The sequence below is a fragment of the Bradyrhizobium paxllaeri genome, assembly GCF_001693515.2.
Classification (GTDB): Bacteria; Pseudomonadota; Alphaproteobacteria; order Rhizobiales; family Xanthobacteraceae; genus Bradyrhizobium; species Bradyrhizobium paxllaeri.
In genome coordinates this window covers 5,269,932-5,292,867 of sequence record NZ_CP042968.1, presented here as the reverse complement: position 1 = coordinate 5,292,867, position 22,936 = coordinate 5,269,932, and the positions used below count along the sequence as shown (strand labels likewise).

General features: G+C 59.1%; 17 protein-coding genes and 5 pseudogenes. 12 read left to right on the top strand and 10 right to left on the bottom strand.

Annotation, left to right across the window (positions count from 1 at the left end):
- Nucleotides 1-67 precede the first annotated feature (67 nt).
- Nucleotides 68-1,780, bottom strand: coding sequence for an outer membrane beta-barrel protein (locus tag LMTR21_RS25230; protein ID WP_065754947.1), 1,713 nt, complete (start codon nt 1,778-1,780; stop codon nt 68-70).
- A 685-nt stretch (nt 1,781-2,465) separates the two neighbouring features.
- Here LMTR21_RS25230 and LMTR21_RS42175 point away from each other — a divergent pair.
- The 10 genes and pseudogenes from LMTR21_RS42175 to LMTR21_RS25190 all read left to right on the top strand — a co-directional run.
- A pseudogene (locus tag LMTR21_RS42175) lies at nt 2,466-2,573 on the top strand (hypothetical protein); the annotation flags it as partial.
- Nucleotides 2,574-2,631: 58 nt separating this feature from the next.
- Nucleotides 2,632-3,201: a Mom family adenine methylcarbamoylation protein gene (locus LMTR21_RS25225; protein ID WP_065754945.1), complete on the top strand. Its 570-nt coding sequence runs from the start codon at nt 2,632-2,634 to the stop codon at nt 3,199-3,201.
- Nucleotides 3,202-3,334: 133 nt separating this feature from the next.
- The gene (locus LMTR21_RS25220; protein ID WP_065754944.1) at nt 3,335-4,108 is read left to right on the top strand and encodes an outer membrane protein; all 774 of its coding nucleotides are present in this window, start codon (nt 3,335-3,337) and stop codon (nt 4,106-4,108) included.
- Between the two features lie 510 nt (nt 4,109-4,618).
- On the top strand, nt 4,619-5,047 hold the full coding sequence (locus LMTR21_RS40275; protein WP_065754943.1) for a hypothetical protein: 429 nt from the start codon (nt 4,619-4,621) through the stop codon (nt 5,045-5,047).
- 7 nt (nt 5,048-5,054) lie between these two features.
- On the top strand, nt 5,055-5,180 hold the full coding sequence (locus tag LMTR21_RS40270) for a hypothetical protein (RefSeq protein WP_187399188.1): 126 nt from the start codon (nt 5,055-5,057) through the stop codon (nt 5,178-5,180).
- Nucleotides 5,161-5,886 (top strand): phage terminase large subunit family protein, encoded by a 726-nt coding sequence (locus tag LMTR21_RS25210; RefSeq protein WP_065754942.1) that lies wholly within the window; start codon nt 5,161-5,163, stop codon nt 5,884-5,886. Before LMTR21_RS40270 ends, LMTR21_RS25210 begins: the two co-directional genes overlap by 20 nt.
- Nucleotides 5,887-6,022: 136 nt before the next feature.
- Nucleotides 6,023-6,742: a terminase gpA endonuclease subunit gene (locus LMTR21_RS25205; protein ID WP_065754941.1), complete on the top strand. Its 720-nt coding sequence runs from the start codon at nt 6,023-6,025 to the stop codon at nt 6,740-6,742.
- 144 nt (nt 6,743-6,886) lie between these two features.
- On the top strand, nt 6,887-7,210 hold the full coding sequence (locus tag LMTR21_RS25200; RefSeq protein ID WP_065754940.1) for a phage head-tail joining protein: 324 nt from the start codon (nt 6,887-6,889) through the stop codon (nt 7,208-7,210).
- Between the two features lie 351 nt (nt 7,211-7,561).
- A pseudogene (locus LMTR21_RS41940) lies at nt 7,562-7,723 on the top strand (ISL3 family transposase); the annotation flags it as partial.
- Between the two features lie 339 nt (nt 7,724-8,062).
- Nucleotides 8,063-8,317: pseudogene (locus tag LMTR21_RS25190) on the top strand (integrase core domain-containing protein); the annotation flags it as partial.
- Nucleotides 8,318-8,532: 215 nt separating this feature from the next.
- Here the strand turns inward: LMTR21_RS25190 and LMTR21_RS25185 are convergent.
- Together LMTR21_RS25185 and LMTR21_RS25180 are read right to left on the bottom strand one after the other, a co-directional pair.
- Nucleotides 8,533-10,293: an oleate hydratase gene (locus tag LMTR21_RS25185; RefSeq protein WP_065754937.1), complete on the bottom strand. Its 1,761-nt coding sequence runs from the start codon at nt 10,291-10,293 to the stop codon at nt 8,533-8,535.
- A gap of 45 nt (nt 10,294-10,338) precedes the next feature.
- Nucleotides 10,339-11,097: a glucose 1-dehydrogenase gene (locus LMTR21_RS25180; RefSeq protein WP_065754936.1), complete on the bottom strand. Its 759-nt coding sequence runs from the start codon at nt 11,095-11,097 to the stop codon at nt 10,339-10,341.
- Nucleotides 11,098-12,373: 1,276 nt separating this feature from the next.
- On the opposite strand from LMTR21_RS25180, the gene LMTR21_RS25175 reads away from it, so the two are divergent.
- On the top strand, nt 12,374-13,150 hold the full coding sequence (locus LMTR21_RS25175) for an acetoacetate decarboxylase family protein (protein WP_065754935.1): 777 nt from the start codon (nt 12,374-12,376) through the stop codon (nt 13,148-13,150).
- A gap of 642 nt (nt 13,151-13,792) precedes the next feature.
- Here the strand turns inward: LMTR21_RS25175 and LMTR21_RS41935 are convergent.
- The 4 genes from LMTR21_RS41935 to LMTR21_RS25165 form a co-directional block, all read right to left on the bottom strand.
- Nucleotides 13,793-14,302: a DDE-type integrase/transposase/recombinase gene (locus LMTR21_RS41935; RefSeq protein ID WP_430642472.1), complete on the bottom strand. Its 510-nt coding sequence runs from the start codon at nt 14,300-14,302 to the stop codon at nt 13,793-13,795.
- A 15-nt stretch (nt 14,303-14,317) separates the two neighbouring features.
- The gene (locus LMTR21_RS41930; RefSeq protein WP_063800259.1) at nt 14,318-14,569 is read right to left on the bottom strand and encodes a hypothetical protein; all 252 of its coding nucleotides are present in this window, start codon (nt 14,567-14,569) and stop codon (nt 14,318-14,320) included.
- Nucleotides 14,566-14,826, bottom strand: a complete 261-nt coding sequence (locus LMTR21_RS41925; protein ID WP_430642471.1) for a hypothetical protein — start codon at nt 14,824-14,826, stop codon at nt 14,566-14,568. Before LMTR21_RS41925 ends, LMTR21_RS41930 begins: the two co-directional genes overlap by 4 nt.
- 137 nt (nt 14,827-14,963) lie before the next feature.
- Nucleotides 14,964-16,754: a di-heme-cytochrome C peroxidase gene (locus tag LMTR21_RS25165; protein ID WP_065754934.1), complete on the bottom strand. Its 1,791-nt coding sequence runs from the start codon at nt 16,752-16,754 to the stop codon at nt 14,964-14,966.
- Between the two features lie 286 nt (nt 16,755-17,040).
- Here LMTR21_RS25165 and LMTR21_RS25160 point away from each other — a divergent pair.
- Nucleotides 17,041-17,259: pseudogene (locus LMTR21_RS25160) on the top strand (transposase); the annotation flags it as partial.
- 38 nt (nt 17,260-17,297) lie between these two features.
- On the opposite strand, the gene LMTR21_RS25155 reads toward LMTR21_RS25160, so the two are convergent.
- The 3 genes and pseudogenes from LMTR21_RS25155 to LMTR21_RS25135 all read right to left on the bottom strand — a co-directional run.
- Entirely contained in the window at nt 17,298-17,549 is a 252-nt protein-coding gene (locus tag LMTR21_RS25155) for a hypothetical protein (protein WP_065754933.1), read from the bottom strand.
- Between the two features lie 2,080 nt (nt 17,550-19,629).
- A complete protein-coding gene (locus LMTR21_RS25140) occupies nt 19,630-20,958 on the bottom strand; it encodes an MFS transporter (RefSeq protein WP_065754932.1) in 1,329 nt (442 codons plus the stop codon).
- Between the two features lie 617 nt (nt 20,959-21,575).
- Nucleotides 21,576-21,990: pseudogene (locus tag LMTR21_RS25135) on the bottom strand (hypothetical protein); the annotation flags it as partial.
- Nucleotides 21,991-22,936 lie beyond the last annotated feature (946 nt).

Sequence of the window (22,936 nt, the reverse complement as noted above, 5' to 3'; positions counted from 1 at the left end):
CTTGCTCGATGCGCGCGCCATTTCTTAGCGTCGAAGAGGCCCGGAGCTTGGCTGGAGGTGTGATCTTTCAATCGAACCTATAGGAGGCCTGAAAGAACGTACCCCACCGTTCCATGCTGAACTTCGAAAAGCTAGTCGCAGTTGTTTCCGGACCACCACAGCCTGTGCATGTCGCTTCGCTGTCCTTTTTGGTCCACATGGCCCAATAGCGGCCACCGACGCCGACGCTGAAGTTCTTGGTTATGAAGTAGGACAGCACGCCTTCGACCTGTACACCCCCGCCTCCGTTCCCGCGTTGATCAATAAAGGTGGTCGTCGGGCGCAAGAGATGATTGTCACGCCCTTTGAAATCGGTCCAGGGCAGGTAAGCGACGTCCGTGCTCAGACGCCAACGCTCGGTGAGCCTGGTTTCGGCGCTTAGGCCGAGACGAGGTGCATTCCACTGAGTATTCTGGCTTGCAACGATCCTGTCGTCGCCAGGCGCCAAGCATGTAGTCATCGGGTTGGCGATCTGTATACACCCCCTCGAGTCGGAGCTCTGTTCGTAGTAGGTCCAGCCGATAAATCCGCCGACCTTGTAGTGGGTGGCGTGCAGAAAATCGTAACCCGCATCGGCCGTGTAATACGTGAACCTTCCGTTTGCCTGGCCTGATATCGTGTTGGAATAGGAGAAGCTGCGTTCGATGCCCCAATCTTCATCATTCATGCTTCCTTTGTCGAAGCGCCCGATCCCCACGTTGCCCTTCAGGAATACCCTCCAGGGGCTATCAACACGGCCAAATAGCTCTCCGGAAAGTCCGTCAAGCCCGTGATAGGTGAGCCTCGATACAAGAATGTTTCGGTCTCCAGTAGCGATCTCATCGGGCACCGCGCTGGCGTTCCATTGAAATCGTCCCCGGCTGAGCCAGAGCCGCGATCCGCCTTCGAACGACCAACCGGCCGTGTAGGCAATCGGCGGCACGCTAGCGGGTGCTTTCGCGTACAGCGGCGCATCGGACCATTGCGCCGCCCAGGGGTCGGCGCCAAAATGGTAGTTCAACCCGATCCTTCCGACGTGATAATTGCTGGACGGGCTCGTTGTGTTCGCCGGAACAATTGCGAAGGGCGGAAACTGCACCGTCGGAGGCGTTGCGACACTCGGCCCGCCGAAATGCAGATAGTCATACTCAGCTTTGACCGACCATGCGGGCGTAAGCGCTTGCTCGACGCCCAGGCCGATGACGCCACCGAGGCGACCATAATCGAAATGGGTTTTCTCCTGTGGGAACCGGCCCTCAAACTCGTTGTTGTTGACAACGTCGCCCTGATTGTTTTGCCAAGCCACGCCTCCCTTAAGATAGGCCAACGTGCGGCCCAACGCGCCAAACGCGTAACCGACGCGGCCGGTCGCGGTGGCAAAGACGCTCGGACCTGCCTTGCAGTTTACACTCACGACAAAGCCGGACGCCGCGAGGCAAGTATTTGTGCCGTCAGAGGCAGCACCGCTGGCATCGAGTTCGACACCAAACACCCAGCCGTTCTTCTGCCAATTGTAGCCAATCTGGCCACCTGCGAGGAACACTGGGGTATCGACGACATCGCCATAGATGGACGGACCATAGGGATTGCTGAAGGACGTTCGGCCGTACCCGCCGCCGACATGCCCGCCAAGATAGCCTCCGGTCCAGTTCCACACCGCCGCTGGCAGTTTCACTTCTGGCTCAAGATCTGCCGCATTCGCTGCACCACTTGCGACGAGCGCAATTGTCGTGGCTCCCAAAAGAAGAATTCCAGATCGCATCCAACACGTCCCTGCATTTTCTCGGTCCACAATCGAGCGCCCTTAGTTATCGCGCAGCAAACCGTCGGGGCGGATCAGACGCTAACAGCGACGCGCGCCGAGTCCGTCCCGAAGACCATCGCAGTGCGATTGGTGATGATGCCGCAAAGAGAGCAAGTCGCGTGCCGAAGTGAATTCGCGGGCTTTGCAGGCACTTCGTCGCGGCGTGTGGCGTCAAGTTGCTGACATTGTCTCAATACCGGCAGCCGCGCAGCCACTGCTCGAGCAATACTTGGCTACCCCGGTGTCATGGGTCTACATCCAAAATGTGCTGGTCTCCCTTGGCGACCGAGACCATGCGCTCAAGATCGAACTGCTCGGGCTCGACAAGGCTCGCGCCGCCATGATGATCGCTTACGGGAGTTCTAGCTCTAATCGCTAGAGCCGCAATCTCCGCCGGCACTTAGGAGTATATACGCATTTAAGAGAAAGGTCCGAAATGGCTCAGTTCGATAGTTGCGTTGCGAATGGGAAGTGCAATAAACAAGTTTTGTAATGAACTGCCGATGGATAGTTTGATTTACCTTAGAGGTGGGAGATGAGCGGCACCGACTACAACCTGCAAGTCGGCCGAGCCATGGTACCGCCGTACTCTCGGACCGGAGCTTCGAATGATGCTCTATGGACTCAGTGACGAGCTAAAGAAATCTACCTCGCGCCGATCGCGAAGCGCGACGCCGACGCCGACGCCGACGCCGACGCGCTGATCATCCGGCTGCATTACAGCCACAAGACGGTCAACAACGCTTTCCTAGCGCTGGGTGTCTTCCTCGGCGGGCGCCTTGAAGGCGCGATGACGTTCGGCCCCGTCGATGGACAAGAGCAACATTCAAGGGCTGGTGCGCGAGACCGCGTGGAATGGTTTCCTCGAGTTGAACCGGCTGGCGTTCTCGGAAGCCCTGCCGCGCAATTCCGAAAGCCGCGCGCTGGCGGTCGCGATGCGGATGATCAAGAAGCACTATCCGCACATCGAATGGGTGATCTCGTTCGCCGATGGATGCCAGTGCGGCGACGGCACAATCTATCGCGCGGCGGGCTTCGTCCAGACCGGGATCAAAGTGAACAAGAGCATTCTGCGACTGTCCGACGGCTCGGTCACGCACAAGATGACGCAAGTGACCGGCAAGAACCGCGCGGATCACTTCGCCAGAACTGGCGGATCATGGTCGGGACAGGGCGTGCCGCTCGACGGCTACCAGATGCGGTACATCTATTTTCTCGCGGCGGCGCGGGTGCGGCTGGTGCCGAAAGAAATCCCCTATGCGGAGATCGAGCGGCGCGGCGCCGGGATGTATCGGGGCATTGCGCGTGGCAAGCAGGCGATGGCTGGGGTCCCCTCGGCACAGCGGCGCGGCAGCGCCGACCGACACGCTCCAACGTAATCGCGCGAATTTCACCGGCCTCTCAGGACCCCCAGTCAACTACCAACTCTGGCAATTGCTGGAGAGACGAACACATGTCAGTCGTTGTCAATACACCGTCAAGGAAGTCGAATTCGAAATTAGGTCGAGAAGAATGAAAAAATTGTTGCTGGGCACGGTAGCCCTCATCACGCTGGCTGCTCCTGCCTCTGCCGCTGATCTGGCCGCCCGGCCCTACGTCAAAGCGCCTCCGCCGGTCATCCCTATCTACGATTGGAGCGGCTTTTACGTCGGCATCAATGGCGGCGGTGGCTCTGCGCATCAGTGCTGGGACCTAGTCAACGCCGGCGGCGTTGTCGTTGCTCCGCCCCTTGTCATGGGGTGCCATAATGGGACTGGAGGCACGGTCGGTGGTCAAATCGGCTACCGCTGGCAAATAGCGAACTCGGTGTTCGGCCTAGAGGAGCAGGGCAACTGGGCCGATTTCAAGGGCTCCAATGCCAACCTTGCTTTCGCAGGCGTCCTGGATGAATCCAAGCTTGATGCATTCGGCCTGTTCACGGGCCAAGTCGGCTATGCCTGGAATAATGTGCTGGTCTATGTGAAAGGTGGGGCTGCAGTCGTCCGTGACAAATACCGGGCCTTCGATTCTACGTCTGGGCTGACCATCGACAACGGCAGCGAAACCCGCTGGGGCGGCACGGTAGGGGCCGGCCTTGAATTTGGCTTCGCTCCGAACTGGTCCGTCGGCATTGAATACGACCACCTGTTCATGGGTCATCGGGATATCGATTTCTTTTTTTCACCCGGAATCGTGGGTGTTCCGGCGGGCGCTTTTGCAGGGACTGCCCGGATCGGTCAGGACGTCGATATCGGTTTGGTCCGCGTGAACTATCGCTGGGGTGGCGCGATCGCCACGACATACTGATCTTCCCCAAAACGGAAGCGTTACATCGCGTGGGAGACGGAAACTGAATATTTCTGGCGCGCTGCTCTCCTCTCAAGCTAGTAATCATTGATGTTCAAGAAATGACGTAAGGATGTCTGTGCGCATGGGAGCCGAGGTGCCATATGGCATTAATCTCACTGAGCCATCACGGAAAATGCCCTCGCTGCGGTTCTGGGTTGTTCCACCTTGAGTGGCATGAAAGCCCAATGCGGACGAAGTCCACGAATTTGTCACCGTCGTCAGGTCTGATGAGAAGGCGCTGTCAGATCACAAAGCCAATCCTTACGAGCCTGCTCGTCTGACCAATGACACCCGAGCAGGTCGACCTCACCCGGGCGCCAATCCCGCACCAGCGGGCGCCGACGGCGGCGGACGCGGCCAACTACTGACGAGCAATCATGCCGGGCGCCTGCTCATGGTCTCGGCAGAGCGCGTGCGCAACTCTCGAAAGAGGGCTGGATCGAGAAGCAGGGCAAGGACCAGTTCTATTTGGTCGATGTCGTGCAAGGCTACATCCGCTTTCGCAACGACGCGGATCGGCGCGCGCAGAAATCCGCCGCTGACAGTCGGGTCCGCGACGCGAGGGCGCGCGAGATCGAGTTGCGCAACGCGGTGCGCGAAGGCCACCTGATCGAGATCGACGAAGCGATGGCAATCGTCGAGCAGATGACCGGGCTTTTCAGAGCAGAGACCGCCGGGCTTCCGGCGCGCGTGACGCGCGATCTGCAATTCCGCAAGACAATTGAAACGGCTTTGAATGACATCCTCGAACGGGTCGCAGATATTGCCGCCGAAAGGGGACGTACTGTGGCATCGGCTCGCTTTGCTAGCGAGACCGTCGCGGCCAACGCCGCCCGACGAGTGGGCGGCGACGAACCGCATCTATCCGCAAACGGCAGCAATCCCGGGTCCGCGTGATCCGCATTTGACGCCTTACGTGATCGCGCCCGAGCGCATGATCGCAAGCGGACGGTTCCGCCGAGTGGTCATGGTGTTCGGCGCCCAGACCGGCAAATCGGAGGCGATGCTCGATGTCGCGGGCCAGCCTTGATCAGCGGCCGGGGCCGATTCTGTACGTCGGGCCGAACCGGCAATTTCTCATCGAGCAGTTCGAGTCGCGAGTCATGGCGCTGCTCGATCAGGCGCCGACGCTGACCGAGAGGTTGGCGCGCGGCAAACGGATGACGAAGACCCGCAAGCTCGTCGCGGGCGTCCTGTTCCGTCTCGCGCATTTGGGATCATCGGCGGCACTGAAGTCCGATCCGGCTGTCCTGGCATTGGTCGACGAGTACGACGAGATGCGCGCCAACGTGAACGAGCAAGGCGGCCCGCTCGGTCTCGTCGAGCGGCGCGGCGACACCTATGCGGATTTCGTTTGCGTGGTCACATCGACTCCAAAGCGCGGGTGCGTAGAGGCCGTCGAGGACAAGCGATCCAAGCTGTTCTTTTGGAACGTCGCCGTTGCTGACGATATCGAAAGCCCGATCTGGCAACCCTGGCAGCAAGGCACGCGGCATCACTGGTGCTGGCCGTGCCCGCATTGCGGCGAATACTTCGTCCCGCGCTTCAACCTGATGCGCTATCCGCCAAAGGTTTCGCCGATGGCGGCGGCGCGCGAAACCTATCTGGAATGCCCGCATTGCGGCGGCGTCATCGAGGACGGCTACAAGGCGGCGATGAACGAGCGCGGCCAGTATGTGCGCCCGGCCAGACCATCGATTGCAACGGCCAGGTTTCCGGCGATCCGCAGGATATGATGTCGGTGAGCTATTGGGTCTCGGGCCTCGCATCGCCGTTCGTCTCGTTCGGTGATCGCATTCGGGTCTATCTCGAAGCTATCGGGCTTGGCGACGACGCGATGGTGCACCAGGCGATCAATGCAGCTTCGGTGAGTTGTATTCGCCCGGCGGCGGCGAGGTGCCGGAATGGGCCGAGATCAAGGAGAAGGCGCGCCACGCCGAATACCGGCGCGGTGAAGTCCCCGAGGGCGTGCTGCGGCTATCGATCGCCGCGGACGTGCAAAAGCAATCTATCCCCTACGTCATTCGCGGCTGGGGACCCCGGGCCACGTCATGGCTGATCGATTGGGGATATCTGCGCGGCGACACCGCCGACACCGAGGTGTGGGATCAGCTCGCAGAATTGATCTCGACGCCGATCGATGGCTTCCTGATCCATCTGACGTTCGTCGATAGCGGCTTTCGCCCGGGCAAGGCGGACACTCTGCCGCTCAATCGCGTTTACGAATTCTGCCGCCGCTTTCCGAAGCGCGTCCGCCCGACCAAGGGATCGAGCGCGCCGATGCGTGTGCCGCTCTCCAAGATCGAGGTCAATCGATCCGGCAAGGCGGCGAAGTTCGATCTCGATCTGGTGCGGCTCGATACCGATCACTGGAAGTGCTTGGTGCACGAGCGATTGCGCTGGCCGTCCGAAACGCCCGGCGCATGGAATGTGCCGGTCGGCATCGATGACGATTACTGCCACCAGATTGTCTCCGAGGCGCGGGTCAAGTCACCGACCGGGCGCCGGGAGTGGATCAGGCGGTCGAAGAACAACCATTTCCTCGACTGCGAGGCGATGCTGGCCGCGACTAGCTACCTCATGAACATGTAGCGGGTTGGCCAGCCGCGAGAGCGAGAGGCGCCCGCCAGGACGAACGAGAACCCGCCGCCACCGAATGACGTGCGACCGACGCACCGGACTTTCCCGCGTGCGCCGCGCCGGATCGTGCGGTCGGGCTATTTGGGAGTGTGAGCCATGGCAAGGAAATCGGGCGCGCTGACATTCACGCAACAGCAGCAGGAAGACTTGCTGACCGCGATTGCATCCGGCGCCGAGCGCGTGAGCTATTCGGACAAGTCGGTCGAATATCGCTCGCTCTCCGAGTTGCGGGAAATCCTCGCGGGCATCGATGCCGATCTGAGCGGCGCCGGGGTGCGCCGCCGGACGTTCCGCATGGTCGCGCCGTGGGGCAATGCCTGTCGCCACCGCGACCGAGAAGCCGCGCTATCGCGTCAAGGCGCCGTCGATCCGCAATCAGGCCGATCCGGCGGCGCTGCCGCGGAAGCCGCGCGCCCTTAGGCGCCGCCAAAGTTCAGCGCCGTTAAGGCAGCCGGTGGCCCACTGATCGTCAGGCCATGGCGGGTGCTGATCGAGCAAACTCTGCCGGGTCGGAAGAATCATGGCGTTCGTCACGGATCACCTGTCGAACCAGTTTTCTGCTATGACCGGTTTGGCACGATCTACTTGATCCGCGTTCCGCTTTTCGACAGGGCCAAGATCGTCGCATTGGTCTCTTCGCGGCGAAGATATCCGTCATACTGCAAGCGCTCGGCCGCAGGGAGCAGTTTGGGATCGATTGTTGTCACCCCGATTGCGCTGCGGATCTGGCGCATCGATTTGCGGACGGCATCGAATGTCGAAAACCTTCACCGGATCCCGTCGGCCAGAACTATCGCTCGTCTCATGACGGTCGGACAGGATACGCTGTCGAAGGCAGAGACGGTCACTGTCGCGGCGATCGAAGCTGGCGTACCAACCCTGGTCGAGGCGCGCGAGATCATAGCCGAATTCCACTTGATGATCCGGCGCAGGAGCCGCCGCCGAGTTGTCGCGATGGATCGAGCGCGCTCGCGCCAGTCTCGTTGCCTCATTCGCCCCCGCGTTACGGATGATGAAGCGGCGGTTCGGGCGGCGATCACCTTGCCTTGGTCCAACGGAGGTGCGAACGAGGAGAAGAACGACATGACTTCACCTCGCCGGAGGCGTTGACGACCGGTCACCCGGCCCTGGCTATCAACTGCATGGATGTGAAACACGTGCTTCGAAATTCCAACCCAATTGTCGCGGCTTCCATTGGTGAATTGCTCCTGTTAGCGGGTTCGTGCATCACCAGTATATCGCCGCGGCCGAGGGAGCGGGGCCGTCTTCCCCATCAATGGCCGGATGCGCGATGAGTTGCTCAACGAGACCCTCTTCTTCGATCTCGACGACGCCCGCACCAAAATCGCTAATTGGGTCGCCGACTACAATACCCGGCGGCCTCACTCGTCGCTGAAATACCTCACCCCTGCGGCCTGCGCTGCCCACCTCACCGCAACGGACGACCGGCTCCGCAACCCCGACCAGCTCCGCGGATCGTCCGCTGTTCCACCCGCGCCACCTGGCGTACAAACCGGCGAGCTCTAACCGCCGCTGGATGAAAGTTCAGGCAGGTCAGGGCTTGTAAGAGCGGCGGGAGCAACACAATGGACATTGGCTCCATAAGCGCGTTGGAACTAGTGACCCTGAGAATTGCCTCGGTCCTTCTCGTCGCAGTTCTCGTCGGCTAGTGGTGGGCTACTCGAGACTTCCGCGATTTGTAGGTGAGGTTACCTCTCCGACAGACAACGTCCCCACCTCGGTCAACTCAGGTGATACTTATTGAACAGTTCGCCAATCTCGGTTGCCTTAATCTTTTTCAGAATAAGTTCGCGCAGGAACGCTCGTCCTGGGATCTCAATTTCCTTGCCGTCACGCAGTCTACCCATTGCTGCAAGCAACTTGCGAATATCATAAGTTGAGTTGAATACCTCAGGCACGCCACGTTCAATCTTGAGGAGTATATAAACGGCTTCCATCGCCGTCCGAACAGAGTATTCCGTCGTGAAGATACAATCCCGTTCACCCGACTCCGCGAACTGGCCGATGAAGGCGAAATTGACCGCCTCTTTAGGCACAACATCTGGCCGGTCGCCCACCTGCCGCGGCATGAAGAAGGAAGTGACGTAGGGCATCATCACCGGCACCGTTTTGGCTGCGCTCGCGGCGAGTTCCGGTATGCTCGGGACCGGCACACCGAGGTGATAAAGCCATTCTTGCGTGATTTCCTCGCCCGTACAATCTTGCATCGGTTTCTTCACGTAGTCGCCGGCTTTCTCGACGAATAGTGAATAGAGCCAGGCAACGACTTGGTCGCTGCGCTGGTGCTTGAAATGCGGCTGGCGGTTTGCGGTCCAACTGAGCAACCAGCTCGAATCTTTCACCGTAACGATGCCTCCTGTGACGACCCTGCCGCTGAACGGATCGCGTTTGGCAATCTTGTGAATGTATGCCGGAATGCGTGCGTCCAGGGTCGTGATGGTCGCCGATTCCCATTTGGTTGCAGAGATATTGCCGCCAAAGACGTCTGGACGGCCAAAGGCGGCATCCTTAGCCGCAATACGCCGCCACAGATCCCAGGCGGGCGCGGGGCCTTCGTCGAGCCTGGGAGCCGTGTGATGGTCCCCCATGTCCGAGTTTTCGGTAAGCGACCCGATCGTCATGAAAACAAGATCGTCGGCGCCAATATCGACACTGCCCACAATGCCATTCTCCAGCCATCGGATGCCTGTGGCTTGCTTGCGTCCGCGTTTTATGTCGAAATCAATATCGGTGACTTCGACACCGTAGCGAAAGTTGACGCCTTGCTCTAACAGCCATTTGCATAACGGCAGAACAAGCGATTCATACTGATTGTACTTGGTAAACTTCAGCGTGCTGAAATCCGGCAGGCTGCCGATATGATGGATGAATCGATGCAAATAAAGCTTCATCTCGAGGGCCGAATGCCATTTTTCAAAAGCGAACATAGTACGCCAGTAGAGCCAAAAATTGCTGTTGAAGAAATCTCTCCCGAACACTTCGTCGATGCGCTTGGCCTCCATCTGCTTACGAGTGGCAAGAAAAAGGGCAATCAGCTCTCTCTGGGCCTCTTCGCTCAAAGTGAAGAGGCCATCGGTATGGGCATTCTGCCCCTGGTTCACCGTCACCCGCTGTAGTGTGTAGTTCGGATCATCCTTGTTCAGCCAGTAAAACTCGTCGAGCACGCTGGCGCCTTCAAGTTCGAGCGATGGGATCGAACGGAACAGGTCCCAGAGGCACTCGAAATGATCCTCCATCTCTCTACCACCTCGAATCACGAATCCCCGTTCCGGGTCTTGACTACCGTCCAACGCGCCCCCCGGAAGGTTCAGTCGTTCGAGGATGGTGATACGGTCGCCACTCATTTGTCCGTCGCGGATCAAGAAGGCTGCGCCGGAGAGCGCCGCTAACCCCGAACCAACGAACCAAGCTGTCTTGCTATCCACACCTGCGGGTTTGCGGGGGCGAGCAAAAGCTTCGTAGTTTCCACTGCTGTAATACATCGTGAGATTCCATCTAGTTCGACGTGACAATCCGTCAGCTGATAGTCAAAAGATGTTTGCAGGCGCCGGACACGTGTGCGGGACGCCGATCGTCAGGCCGCCATCGACCACGATTTCGGAGCCCGTGAGATAAGAGGACTCGTCGCTGAGCAGGAACAAGACTGCCCGTGACACTTCCTGCGGCTCGGCGGCCCGCCCGAGCGGAATGGGGAAACTGGAAGGCTCGAAATTCTCAGTCATCCGAGTGTTGGTTAGGCCCGGATGGATAGAGTTTACGCGAACGCCGGACGCGGCGGCCTCCAAGGCAGCGGACTTGGTTATGCCCCGCACGCCGAACTTGGAAGCAACGTAGGCGTGAAGCCCAGCAGTCCCCCTCAACCCCTCGATCGACGAGATGTTAACGATCGAGCCTCCGCCCGCGCGGCGCATGGCCGGTAAGGCAGTCTGCATTCCCAAGAAAACACCGGTGAGATTGACTGCAAGTGTCTTCTTCCACTGCTCGAGCGGGAACTGCTCGATGGGAGCCATGCTGGCTATGCCTGCATTGTTGACGAGGCCGTGCAGCGCGCCGAACTTGCTCTCCGCAGCCGCGATCGCCTGGCACCAATCCTCTGGCTGAGCGACGTCTTGACGCACATAGATCGCGGATGTGCCAAGTTCGGCCGCGAGAGCCTCTCCTTCCTTGTGAAGAATATCGGTGATCACGACTTTCGCGCCCTCGGCTACCAGCAGGCGCGCATGAGCAGCCCCCATGCCTTGAGCCCCGCCGGTTACCAGAACGACTTTTTCGCTCACACGTCCCATAACTTTTGCTTCCTCGATCAGTGGCGGTGCAGGGTCTTCCCAGTATCAGGCATGAGGATCATGCTGACGGAAATGTTTGAGAACCCGAACCTTGGAAGTAAAGCAAGTCGCGAGCCGCGGTCTGCACCATGCCCACTTAACTCCTGTCGATTATCCTGTGCCGCGCATCATCTGCAATGCACCCAAGCCTGCAGCAGTGCTCATGTAAATTGGCGCGAAAGCAGTTCGATAACGAGTTCACGTCGTGAACAAGCGTTCGCGGCGCAGGCGTTTACGTCGGAGTGTTGCATTGGCCTCGCCAAACTGGGCCACCTTCTTGATACCGACAATTCACGACCGAGTTTCTTCCAATTTTGGGTGAATTGCCGCTGACCGCAAGTGAGGCAAGACCGGTTCCGCACAAGCGCGCACGGTACTGAGCTCTTTGTGGGTCGCAGCGGTAGAAGCGGGGCGCAGAACACATGAGGTTCTCCCAGTCTTGCGAATTGTAATATCCCTTATGTGCAATCGCCGCGCCGAGAATCTGATCGCAACGCAAACTCAAGTGGCTCTTGCAGTTGCTGGAGGTCTTCCGACGTGCTAGCGCGACGTCGGTGTTCGCGTGGCCTGCGTTTTCGACCATGCACAGCATAACGTCTTGGCACCAGTAAGAGAGTCTCATCGATACTTTCTGTCCAGAGGCTTGGTCATGTCGAGCCTTCGACATCGCGTCGTCAATCTGACAAGCGAGGAAGGCAACAGAACAAGAGCCGAAAGTTGCCAGCGGTCTCTCGTACCAAGTTCGGCATCCGCAGCCGAGTGAGCCCTATAACCCGCTCGAGGTGCTTGGCATCGACGTTGCATAATGACAGATAGGAGGGCGCCTTGACGTCATCGTCGGCGAGCACGCTTCGCCGGAATGAATGCACAATCAACAGGCGCATTCGGCCGCACCGCATAGCGGCCTGTCTAGAATGGAAAGGTCAAGCGTGTTTGATGTTTTCGGATCGTTTAACGGTGGATTGATGTGCAAGGCGCAGAACTCGGTACTCGGCCTGGCGTAGCGACGATCGCGATCACTGGATCGATCAGCCCCGGCTCGCTGCTTGATAATGCCCCGATCAATCCACACCATGAAAACCCAACTCGTCCATAGCCGTTACGGACGGCCGAGCCTGCATTGGGGCCAACGCAATACAGTCGCTTCAGGGATGCTCCAACAACCGGATAGGCGCGGTGAGATGAATTAGCTCAACTCCCAATCGGTGAAAATAGTTCGAAAGCGAGGAGAAATGTGATGTCCGACGTCGAAGGCATTCCGTTTGATGCGCCCCTTTACCATGGGGGCAAAGATCGTGGCAGCTCGTTTCTCGGCTGCCAAGCCATAAGCCTTATGTTCAGGGTGGGACACGAGGTGAACCGTCTATTACCGAACGGGCTGGTACCTGCAGCAAACCCTGCAATCGCCATTGTGGGGGTCGCGAGTTATCGCTCAAGCACTGTCGGGCCATACTTGGAGTGCTATTCGGGAGTTCAAGTTCGTGATCCCGGTGGTGAGACTGGCTATTACATTCCTTACATTTACGTGACAACGAATGATGCAGCGCTCGCCTCGGGACGAGAGCTTCTTGGTGCTCCAAAAAAGCTCGCGCACATTACTTTGATCAGAGAAGGCGGCCTAATTCAAGGCACGCTCGAGCGTCCGGATGGCAAGCGCCTGCTGACCCTTACCGCTCAACCAGACCAGCGCATGAGCTCGGGTTCGCGACAGATGTATTCTGCGCGGACGAATTTCTACTCGGTTCGGCACCTGCCGCCCATCAATGAGTCCGGGAAGGGAGCAGTAACGCAACTCGTCAAATGGTGCACGGACCGAACGTTGCGACGCGACGAGCGTGGCGAAGAAATTCTATTTACTGGACCTATCTCCCTAACTTACGACTCCCCCTCGATTGTCGATCCCGTGCACAATTTGAAAGTTGGCCAAGCCTTGCTCGGCATATACGAGGAGTATGACGCCATGCTCGAGGCCATTGATATCATTTCGCAAGAATTAAACCAGGTAAACAGCTGATTGATGAGCTTGAGGAATTTCATCCAATCCTGAGTTCTGCCCGGCCTGTCGGCTTGCCCGCTGATGGGCCGTTATGACGACGCGAGCTACAGTCCAGACGCGCAGCATGACATCGCAAAGGGGCAAATTGCCTCGCCGGAGGCGTCACATGTACAAGCATACTCGCGCCAGGCGCCTGCACGGCGGATAGCCTATCATGGAGATGGCGTTCGTATCGCCCATGACGGTTGGGGAATCGTCACAGCTATTGGCGATAGGGCAGGCAGCGTCGGCATCAAGTTGACGGATGCATCCGTCCGCCCGGCTCGCATCGACTGTCGCAATCGTCGCTATGGCATCACGGCTTAGACTGCCGGTCGCGGGCGGACCCCAATCAGGATTTCAGGGGTATCCGCGCGTGTTCCATCAAATGATGACGGACCGGCGTGAAATGGACGCGCATAGCGGGACCGCTTAAACCGGTTTCTTAGTTGGAAGATGACCGCTCCTTCTCCTACTATCATGCCGCAAGGGCCGTCGTCTGCTGTTGTTGCGGCTGTGGGCATGTGGGCAACGCGGCGGCGTTGTCCATCATGTCCACAGCGGGCGGTCCCTGTTGCCGCGCGCCAGACGGCTATCAGCGTGCGGTAGCCGAGCGCCTGGTCAGGGCGATGCTCGTTGTAGAAGGCGATCCAGCTGGAGATTTCGTCCGTGGCCTCGCGGCCGTCGTGTATCCCTTAAGGTAGATGTCCTTGTGCTTGAGCGATCGCCAGACACGTTCGATGAAGACGTTGTCCATCCAACGCCCGCGTCCGTCCATGGAGATCCGGATTCGGGCGGCCGAAAGCGCGCCGGTGAACGCGGCGCTGGTGAACTGGCCAGCCTGGTCGGTATTGAAGATCTCCGGCTTGCCATGCTTGGCCAGGGCGTCGCGCCGCCACGCAGAACGAGACACCCATCGCGTTTCGACACTCGCCACGCCAGGATGGCGCGGCTCGCCCAGTCGATAATCGCCACCAGATAGAGGAAGCCCCGTCCGACCGGGATGTAGGTGATGTCGGCCGCCCAGAAGTGATTGACGCGCTCGGATTGTGAGTTTGCGCAGCAGATATGGATAGATCTTGTGGCCGGCGGCAGGGCTCGTTTTGCGAGGTCGTGGCCCGAGCGCCGCAATCGCCATCTTGCGCATCAGCCGTTGCCCGCGCTTGCGGTTGATCCGCAGCCTCGGGCGCGCAGCATCGCATTCATGCGGCGCGAGCCGAGAGACGGCCACGCCGTGAACAGCTCGTCGATCAGGCGCATCGGTGCGGCGTCGTTGTCATTGGCCGGCGGTCGCGGCCGGTAGATGCCGTAACGCGCAACGCCGACCAGGGCGCATTGTCTTATCGACAGCGTCCGATCGCCGCGGTCGAGCATCGCTCGGCGGCCCGGCGCGCTCATCTTCCGGACCTCTTGGCTAAAAAGTCCCGCTCGGCATGCAGTTTCTCGAGCTCTCGCTCGCGATCGGCCACGGCATCCCGGCCGACACCGACGTCGAAGACTCGCATTCTCCAGCAGCTGCTTCTTCCAGGCGTAAATCTGGTTGGGTGGACCTCGTAGCGCTGGGCCAGATCGGCAACCATCGCCTGTTCCCGCACTGCCTCCAAGGCAATCTTCGCCTTCAAGGCGGCGTCAATCTTGCGTCTCGTCTTCGTCATGGTTCGCTCCGTTTAAACGGAGCGGCCGATCTCCTTAGCCCCGGTCCTAAAACCGGATCCATTTCAGCCAGAGCTGGAACCTGGCTATTTCTCTAAAATGTTGGCTTCAGCCTCAAAAGAGGAAACAACGCAGCGGGTTACAGCGTCTTGAGGTATTCGAGCAACGCCTTTTTGTCTTGCTCGCTCAAACTAGTCCCGTACTCGTGGCCGCATCGGCTGTTTCCAGAATTGATGTCATTACAATCCGTGGTGGATAATGTTTCACTCAGAGGCTCCTGGGTGGCAGCAAGACCAACGTTTTCAATGTCGTATTTCCGTCCAATGCTAAACTGCGATTTGCGCTGCCCCGATGGCTTGAGCAATTCCGCCAGGGTAGGGACCGAGCCGTTGTGAAGATAAGGTGCGGCGGCCCAAATACCCTGCAGAACACGGGCCTCGTAGGCGCCCCATGGAGGGAGCCGACTGCGAGATGCTCTTTCTGTCCCCTTCCGCTTGGCCTTTTCGATTGCTTCCGAGGTGCTGACAGCGTTGAAAGCCGTTACCAGATCCTGCAGGGTTGGCGGTAGTCGTACCAGCCCCAGAGACTCCCGAGTCTCCGACGACCCCGGATCTGGCGCCGTCGCGACCCGTGCGTTGGAAGGGGCACCGCCGGCCAACAGGTGTTCTGCGATCGAACCAATGACCGAGGTTGCAAGAATGTTAAAGATCTGATCGTTTTCCTTGAGCGGCGCGGTCGCGAAGGGAATGTACGCTCCATTCAGCACGCCCGTCTTCGCTTTCCAGGCGAGGACATCGTATTCTCGTGTATCCGTACCGACGTTCTGGACCACGGTTCTCCATGTTTTGATGAATGGAAAGCGCTGCTCGCCGTCTTCAATCCCATGGCACCCGCTACATCCCCCTTCAGCGGGATATCTTTCAAAGATCATTTTGCCCCGGATGGCTAAGGCAGCGTCAATCTTCCAGGGCCATTTCGGAGGGCCGATTCGCTTCACCAAGTTTTCAAGCTCGCTAAGACCGTCGAAATTGGTGGAATTGTCATTGAGGAAATTGATGAGCGCGCCCTGACGCTTCGGCTCGAACGTAGCGAACACCCCTAGAACCTCGCCAACGTTCCGGGCCAGCCCCAAGATGTCACTTCCATTCTTTGCAAATCCCGGCCATTGCGTCTTGTCTTGCCGCGGCGCATTCCAAAGGAATGGGTATCTCACGGGAGCGTCAGCGGTTTTTATGTTTTCCGGAATCATGAAATCGGGTGGCGGACCGATGTCCAGTCCGGATAAGCGGTTGAAGATCATCCCGACAGCATCCAGACGGCCCACTCCCCAGCCGTTTTTGGGCAGGGCTCGCGCCATAAGCGTGTGAAACCGCAAGTACCACCTATCTACCTGCCGGCGAAGATTCTCAACATCGGTCGGATCGGGAGTTTCGGATTGCAGAACAGCTGCAGCAAACGGAGCAAACGAGTCGTCGCTAGAAAGCACATCACCGACTGCCTTGTCCAAATCGCCAAGCAGCGCGTAGAAGTCCACGAGCCCGGGACCACCATCGACGCGATACACCTTGCCTTCAACTTCGATCTGGCGCGTATGACATGCCGAGCAGGTCATTCCGACAACCTGGAAACCTTCAGGACCGGAGGCATGAAAGCCGATGGGAAGGTTGGCTTTGTTTCCAGGATTGGCTAGATAGCCGTACCGCGACAGACCATCCGCGAGGAACGGTTGCCCGTTCCTTTGCTTTAGCGCCTGCATCCAGGATAGCGTGATCAAACGCGAGCCCTGATCGCGCACATAGAAGTCCGCTCTCGCCGTCGCGGTCCAATCTACACCTTGATCAACATATATTGGATTGGCGTCAGCGCCCTGGGCGCTCGATCTTGTCATGGCTGCAACGGTTAAGCCAATCAGAAAGAGAACACGAAGCATAGTATGGCCCGCCGTCTTTTAGACTCGCCTGAAGAGCTGTTCGCGGTACTAAAGTCCTCTCGCCGTTGCGGCAAGTTTGATCTTAGCCCTCTAACCTAGTTATTATTAAAGGTCTCAGACCAACTAAGTTCAACCTACCAACTTTTGGAGTGATGCCGGTTGCCTGTGTATCGGCCCCCATTTGAAATCGCAGAACCTCATAGCTGGCTCCGGAGATCTGGACAGGGCGATAAGCGGAGTTTCTGCCTGACAGCGGGTAAGATTGTCCCGCGCTTCAGGAGAGATGATGAGCAAACGAGCCCGCCGGCACTACGCACCAGCATCTAAGGCCATAGCTGGCTGAGCAGTTGGACGTGCACCCGAACCAGATCACGCAGTGGAAATCCCAGCTTCAGGAAGCGGCGGCCGAGGTATTTTGGTCCTAGCGGAGGCAGCAGAACGATCGATCCTGCGTGGACTTGAAACGCTGCACGCCAAGATCGGGGAGCTGACGTTGGAGAACGAGCCGATGGCGAAGTGACGACGTGCGCGACGTTGCTGCCGTCATTGAGAAAATTGCAATCCCATAATCTTTGCGAGGTCACCTTTGCTAGCAACCGCGCGCGCTCGTAATTCCGGCTTTTGGTGAATCGACATCCGCAGCGCATTCGGAAACATCGCAGCGACATCATCGAAGCCTGGCGGCGCCAGCAACCGGTCGGCTCTCTGCTGAGATATTTCGTTATCGTGCAACACTTCGAGGCTGCAGACGCGAGCGATCGTCACGGCGCGGCGCCAGATTCGCTGATGGTTCATGGATTTTGCTTTTAGCTCTGATGCCGGTAGCGGACTGGCTGCCGGGACTCAGAAACCGCAAACGTGAACGGCCAATGTGCTTTTGGGGTGCCCCTTGGACATGGGCGCACCGCCGTGCCAACGCGGCTATTAGCACGCTGGCCCATTGATGGCTCCGATTGCCATCAGTAAAAGGATCCATCTGACTGCTTATGGCGAGGATATCAGACTGCAAGCTTGCTCGAATGACAGCCGTCGCGTGCAAAGTTGTCCCGGCGCTACGTCTTGGGTTCTTGGGGCGCGCGACCTATCACTTGCCAACGGCGAGAAACTCGAGCGCAGCAGGGAGAACCTCAGGCAGCTCGCTAGCCGGGTTGGAGCTCGCGTTGATGCAATCGAGGAGGCACTACTCGGCGTTGTCGGCCAAGGAGCTACCGCCGCAGCAACGCGGCCGAAGGAAGCCGGAGAACGACGTGATCAGGTGCTGCGCGATGCTCTCAGTCGCGGCCTCGAAGAGGCGCGCTATGCCGCCGGCCGCGCTTTCCGGCAATACGATGCCGCGGACCCAGCGAACCGGCTGCTGGCGAGCGAGCTTGCCGGGAACAGGGCACTTGTCCACGTGCCAGAGGTCGAGGGCAAGCTTGCCGCGCAGAATGCGAGGACACCTGCTCCCGGCGTTGCTCCGGCCTCGCTCGGCGTCTTGGCTTCCAACCTGCGAACCGTCTGGTCAGCGCCGACGACCGATGCCCGTGTCAAGAAGCGCATCGGGCGCACCTTGATCCACGAGTCGCCGCTGAGATCGACGACGGGGCCTCGGAGATCGTTCTCATCGTTCACTGGGTGGGTGGCGCCCACAGCGAGTTGCGCTAGCCGAACCGCCGGCGCGGATAGCGTAACAGCACCTCTGCCGATATGATGCAAGCCGTGCGTCAGCTGGTGCTGATCGCCAGCGACGATCTGATTGCCGGCCTGCTCAACCGCAACGGCCTCAAGACGGGCAACGGCAATCGCTGAACCCGCGCGCGCGTCACATCAATCCGTTCGCACTACCGCATCCCGGTGTTCAAGCCCGCCGAGGACGGGATCGAGCCCTGGCTCAACCTCAGCAACGCCGCACAGATCCTAAAGCGCGCCGAAGACGCTCCGGCTGGCCGCTGAGGCCGGCGAGATGGAATCTATCGATCCGCTGTCGGACGGCCTTTGGATCTTCGCCCGCGCCGAGCTACTGTGGATCTGCGCATCGATCTGGGCGAGCAGTCGCTCCGAGACGTTCATTGGGACCAATCGTTCCTTGAAAATCCAAAGCGAATTGGAACCTCCTGGTGATAGATCCATTTAACGAGAATGGTCGAAGGACTTAGGTTGTACGTCGCGTTCGCGGTCGATGCCGCAGGAGTCGCGGGGGCCACTTATGAATTCACCAGCCATAGCGACAGAGGGGCCAAGAAGCGGCTGAGGGGTATCAGATGCCCACGATATTATCGAGCTTAGGATCGACCATAGGTTGGTCACTCGTCTGAAACGTGGCTAGGTGAACCGTCAAGCCCTGCTACTGCGGGGCGTCACCTCATCTGGCCTGGGGAGCCAGCCGCCGTAGGGAATGCTCTCGAGGTCTTTCGTTGAACAGCTGTTGGAACAGCCAGGAAGGTAATCACGAGGTGCGCCCGGAAACGGAGCTTTAGCTAGCTGCCGTGGTCAGCTGCGGGCTGGCATTTCTGATCGCCGCGTTGACGATCGTGTCACTGAACCAGCCACCGACCAGACGTCAAGACGTTTAACCGAAGATCCTTGGTGACGTCGACCTCACGGAGGGATCGTGTTCGGGCATCCTGGGGACGGCGGCTCGGACCCGGTCTTGGCATCTCGGACAAACGGGCCATCCTCGCTTCGTGGGTGCCAGGAGATTGGTCGATCGCGTCCTGCTAGGCGTTGCGGGCGCCCGACAGTCTGACGGCGCCGATAACCTCGACGAGATCCTGGATCCCCTCGGTGCTCTCGACGACCCATGGCGGCCAAAAGGCGGCGATCTACATTCTTCCCGGACGACGTGAGGGGGCGCGCGATATGAGCCGGAAGGGACCCCTGATCACATTCTCCAGCGCTATGATGGGCTTCGCTTGTTCGTGCTCTGAATTTTCGGCGGGGCGGTCTCGGGCATCATGAGCATGGCACAGAGCCCGGCTGCGCTAGCGACAAGCATGTACCAGGCGGGCGCCAGCGCGTTCCCGGTCAGGTGGATGAGCAAGGTGACGAGTGGTTGAGCGGTGCCTCCGAAGATCGCTATTGCAAAAGCGTAGATCATCGCGAAGGCGCCACCACGAATGTTCTTGGGCAAACCTTCTGCCATACTCACATAGAAAGCGCTATACGGAATCGTTCCGATCAGGGTGAGCGCGCCGAGGCCTCCGAGAAGTGCGAGGGCACTGCGGCTCTCGGAGATCCAGAAGAACACCGGATAAGTGATCAGCAAGGCAGTGATCTGCGGCCATATCATGATGTGCCGGCGGCCCGCGCGGTCTGCGAGCCAGCCGCCCAGCAGTGCGGCAGCAATTCCTACCGAATTGCTGATGAGCGTGGCGCCAAAGGCGAGAGGCGCGGAAACTTGCAGGGTGTTCAGCGCATAGGTGGTCATATATCCCGTAACGTAGGTGATGATCGTGCAACTGGCCAAAATGACGAATCCCAAGCTCATGATGCGGCGAGCGGCAAGCGATCTCCTTACAGGCTGAATGCCGGGAACCGGTGCTTCGGGGCGGTGCAACGTTTCGGGCAGGGCGCTCCGCAACCAGAGTCCGAACGGCAGCGTAGCGGCGCCGAGCAAAAGCGCGATCCGCCATCCGTACGCATTGAGTGCCTCGCTTGTCATGGTGAGGGAGAGTATTTCGCCCACCAACGCGCCGGCCGTCGCAGCGATCTGTTGGCTGGCAGGCTGAAACGAGACAGCAAGACCGCGCCGTTCGGCCGGGGCCGCTTCCATCAAATAGGCGGTCGTCGGACCAACCTCACCGCCAAGCGCGAAGCCCTGCACCAAACGTGCAAAAATGACCAGCAACGGAGCGGCAATTCCTATTGTCTCGTACGAGGGCGTAACCGCCAACACAATGATCGCGGCGCTCATCATTGCAAAGCTGGCGGTCATCGCGGGCCGACGCCCGAGACGATCCGAGTACGAGCCGAGCAGGATAGCCCCGATCGGTCTAGTCACAAAACCCGCGCCGAACGTTGCGAGTGAGAGCATAAGGCTGGCGAACGGGTCACTTGCCGGGAAGAACGCCTGACCGATCGGGATAGCGAAAAAGCTATAGGTCCCGAAGTCGTAGAATTCGAGAATATTTCCGATGGTTGCTCCCCACACGGCGCGGCCGGTCAAGCGTTCGTCTGCCGGAATAGGGACCGGCTCCAGCTTCTTGCGAGTAAATTGCCTGGCCATCCTCGATCCGTCTGAAGCGTGCAATCGCTGGCCTGAACATTTCGACCAGTCAGCCCGCGCGCGTTGCATTCCATTTTCTCTACACGTCGTCTAGCTTGAGGTGGCCGGCCAACGCCCCGGTGCTCCACATCTGCCTGACGCAGGCCAGGACGAGCTCAGGGCGATGAGTGCAACAAAAATGCCTGTCTGCTGCAGCCCCATTCAAACCTTGAACTGATCGCGGCAATCGCCAGCAAAGATGAATAACGGAACGCGCTGCAATTTGTCGGGTGGGTTCCGCCGTTGTGCTCCCGTGCAATGGCGCGTTTGCGACAACATTGGCGAGCGCCGAACAGGTAGTGCCTGTTTTTCATACCGAAGGGCCGCCGCGCGCGTTCTGCTGGTTGCGCCCGGCGGAGCATCAGGCGATTTGGCCCGGCTTTTGCTCCGTTGCTTGTTAGTTGCGCGCAGCCGCCGCCTTGTCGGGATTGATCCGCTGCAGAATGCAGGATCTTCGTGCGATCAAAAGACAATAGGAGTTCGCATTGTTGACGGCACCATGAAATCGATCGACATCGCCGCGGCGCCGTAGGCATCAGGCGGCCAATTCGGTCTGGCGAGCAGCGGCTCGGGACGCTCATCCGAAAGAGGCCGCCGCCGATGCCGATGACGAGCGATACCGTGCCGACTTGCCGGATGAAATCAAGCCTCCCGGCAGCCGGATCGAGCATGCCAAACAGCGGGAAGACGTACAGTGCGAACGGCGCCAGGCCCCAGATTATCAAGAGCACAAATCTTGCGCGTCTGGTTGTAGCCGACCTTGACCGCCTCCTTGTACTCATTGCTGACTTTGTTCACGTCATCGTAGCCGTTCGGCTCGAAGAAGAAATGTCCGGTCTGCCGCGTCAGCATCGCAAACCAGCCGATGAGGCCGGCCATCGCCGGGTCCTTGAACAAGAGCGCATATCAACCGAGGAAGATGAAAGCGCTGATCAAATGCAGCGTCTGGTTAGTTCTGCTCTGGTGATCGTAACGGTAGTCATCCCACCGCAGGCTTGCAGCATGTCTGACAAATGGCTCATGATCAACCTCGGTCACTGACGGCGTTGAAGCCATAGGCCGAGTCCGTAACAGATGCGTGAATGAATTTGGTCGATATGACCGGGGAGCCCAGATCGACCACGATCTGCCTTTATCCAAATTAGCTGCTCATGGCCACGGGACATAGCGCTGGGGCATCCTCAACGCTCCCGCCACCGGCAAAGCCTTGATCTAATTGATTACAAACGCCATTCGCGACGACGCTTGACACTGCCTCCTTCGATCCGAGCCGACTGCGGCCATTGAATCGGCTCGGCCGCGAGGCCCATGCTTATGACAGGTTCACAAAGGGCCCACGAAGGGCGCAGTTGGAGAAAACAATCAGCAAGACCTCATTGCGGGTACCGACGAAGCCGGCCATGCAGCCGATATGTTAGCAGATTGCAGCCTCTTATGTGGAGCACCTTGCGCTCCGCATGAGCAATAAGCGACTCACCATCTCAAAAGCTGGATCACTACGGCGCACCGTGAGCCTGAACGTCGCCCACTACAACCTTTGCCCCGTCCGTAAAACCCCGCGGACAACGCCATCGATCGCGCTCGGCGTCACGGATCGGGTATCGGCGATCGATGATTTGTTTGGGCGCAGCGCAACCAGATGGCTGCGCTTGAAAGGAGCCTTGTAACTCAGAGGAGTGCCGACAAACACATGTACCGCCACCAAGGGCAAGAGCCGACTTCTCACGCTCCGCACCATTGCCTCTCGCCCTTTTCGGCGTTGGAGGCGCATTCTTGCAAGTATCCATTCGGCTCTCCCCACCTAAACAGTACGACAGTCAGTTTCCTCGGTTCGGGCCGAATGGACAACTTTCTGAAAGCTCACTGCCGGCGCCGGCACCTGACGTGTATGCGCGGATCGCGGGTGTCGCGTGCGTAAGGCGGCCTCCGAGACGTCTTA

What these genes read in the sequence shown, in the direction of transcription:
- LMTR21_RS25140 (WP_065754932.1), bottom strand. Translation starts at nt 20,958, where the DNA reads ATGGCCAGGCAATTTACTCGCAAGAAGCTGGAGCCGGTCCCTATTCCG.
- LMTR21_RS25210 (WP_065754942.1), top strand. Translation starts at nt 5,161, where the DNA reads ATGTCGCGGGCCAGCCTTGATCAGCGGCCGGGGCCGATTCTGTACGTC.
- LMTR21_RS25175 (WP_065754935.1), top strand. Translation starts at nt 12,374, where the DNA reads ATGTCCGACGTCGAAGGCATTCCGTTTGATGCGCCCCTTTACCATGGG.
- LMTR21_RS25180 (WP_065754936.1), bottom strand. Translation starts at nt 11,097, where the DNA reads ATGGGACGTGTGAGCGAAAAAGTCGTTCTGGTAACCGGCGGGGCTCAA.
- LMTR21_RS25185 (WP_065754937.1), bottom strand. Translation starts at nt 10,293, where the DNA reads ATGTATTACAGCAGTGGAAACTACGAAGCTTTTGCTCGCCCCCGCAAA.
- LMTR21_RS25155 (WP_065754933.1), bottom strand. Translation starts at nt 17,549, where the DNA reads ATGAACCATCAGCGAATCTGGCGCCGCGCCGTGACGATCGCTCGCGTC.
- LMTR21_RS41930 (WP_063800259.1), bottom strand. Translation starts at nt 14,569, where the DNA reads ATGAGCGCGCCGGGCCGCCGAGCGATGCTCGACCGCGGCGATCGGACG.
- LMTR21_RS25230 (WP_065754947.1), bottom strand. Translation starts at nt 1,780, where the DNA reads ATGCGATCTGGAATTCTTCTTTTGGGAGCCACGACAATTGCGCTCGTC.
- LMTR21_RS25225 (WP_065754945.1), top strand. Translation starts at nt 2,632, where the DNA reads ATGGACAAGAGCAACATTCAAGGGCTGGTGCGCGAGACCGCGTGGAAT.
- LMTR21_RS25165 (WP_065754934.1), bottom strand. Translation starts at nt 16,754, where the DNA reads ATGCTTCGTGTTCTCTTTCTGATTGGCTTAACCGTTGCAGCCATGACA.
- LMTR21_RS25220 (WP_065754944.1), top strand. Translation starts at nt 3,335, where the DNA reads ATGAAAAAATTGTTGCTGGGCACGGTAGCCCTCATCACGCTGGCTGCT.
- LMTR21_RS25200 (WP_065754940.1), top strand. Translation starts at nt 6,887, where the DNA reads ATGGCAAGGAAATCGGGCGCGCTGACATTCACGCAACAGCAGCAGGAA.
- LMTR21_RS41925 (WP_430642471.1), bottom strand. Translation starts at nt 14,826, where the DNA reads ATGACGAAGACGAGACGCAAGATTGACGCCGCCTTGAAGGCGAAGATT.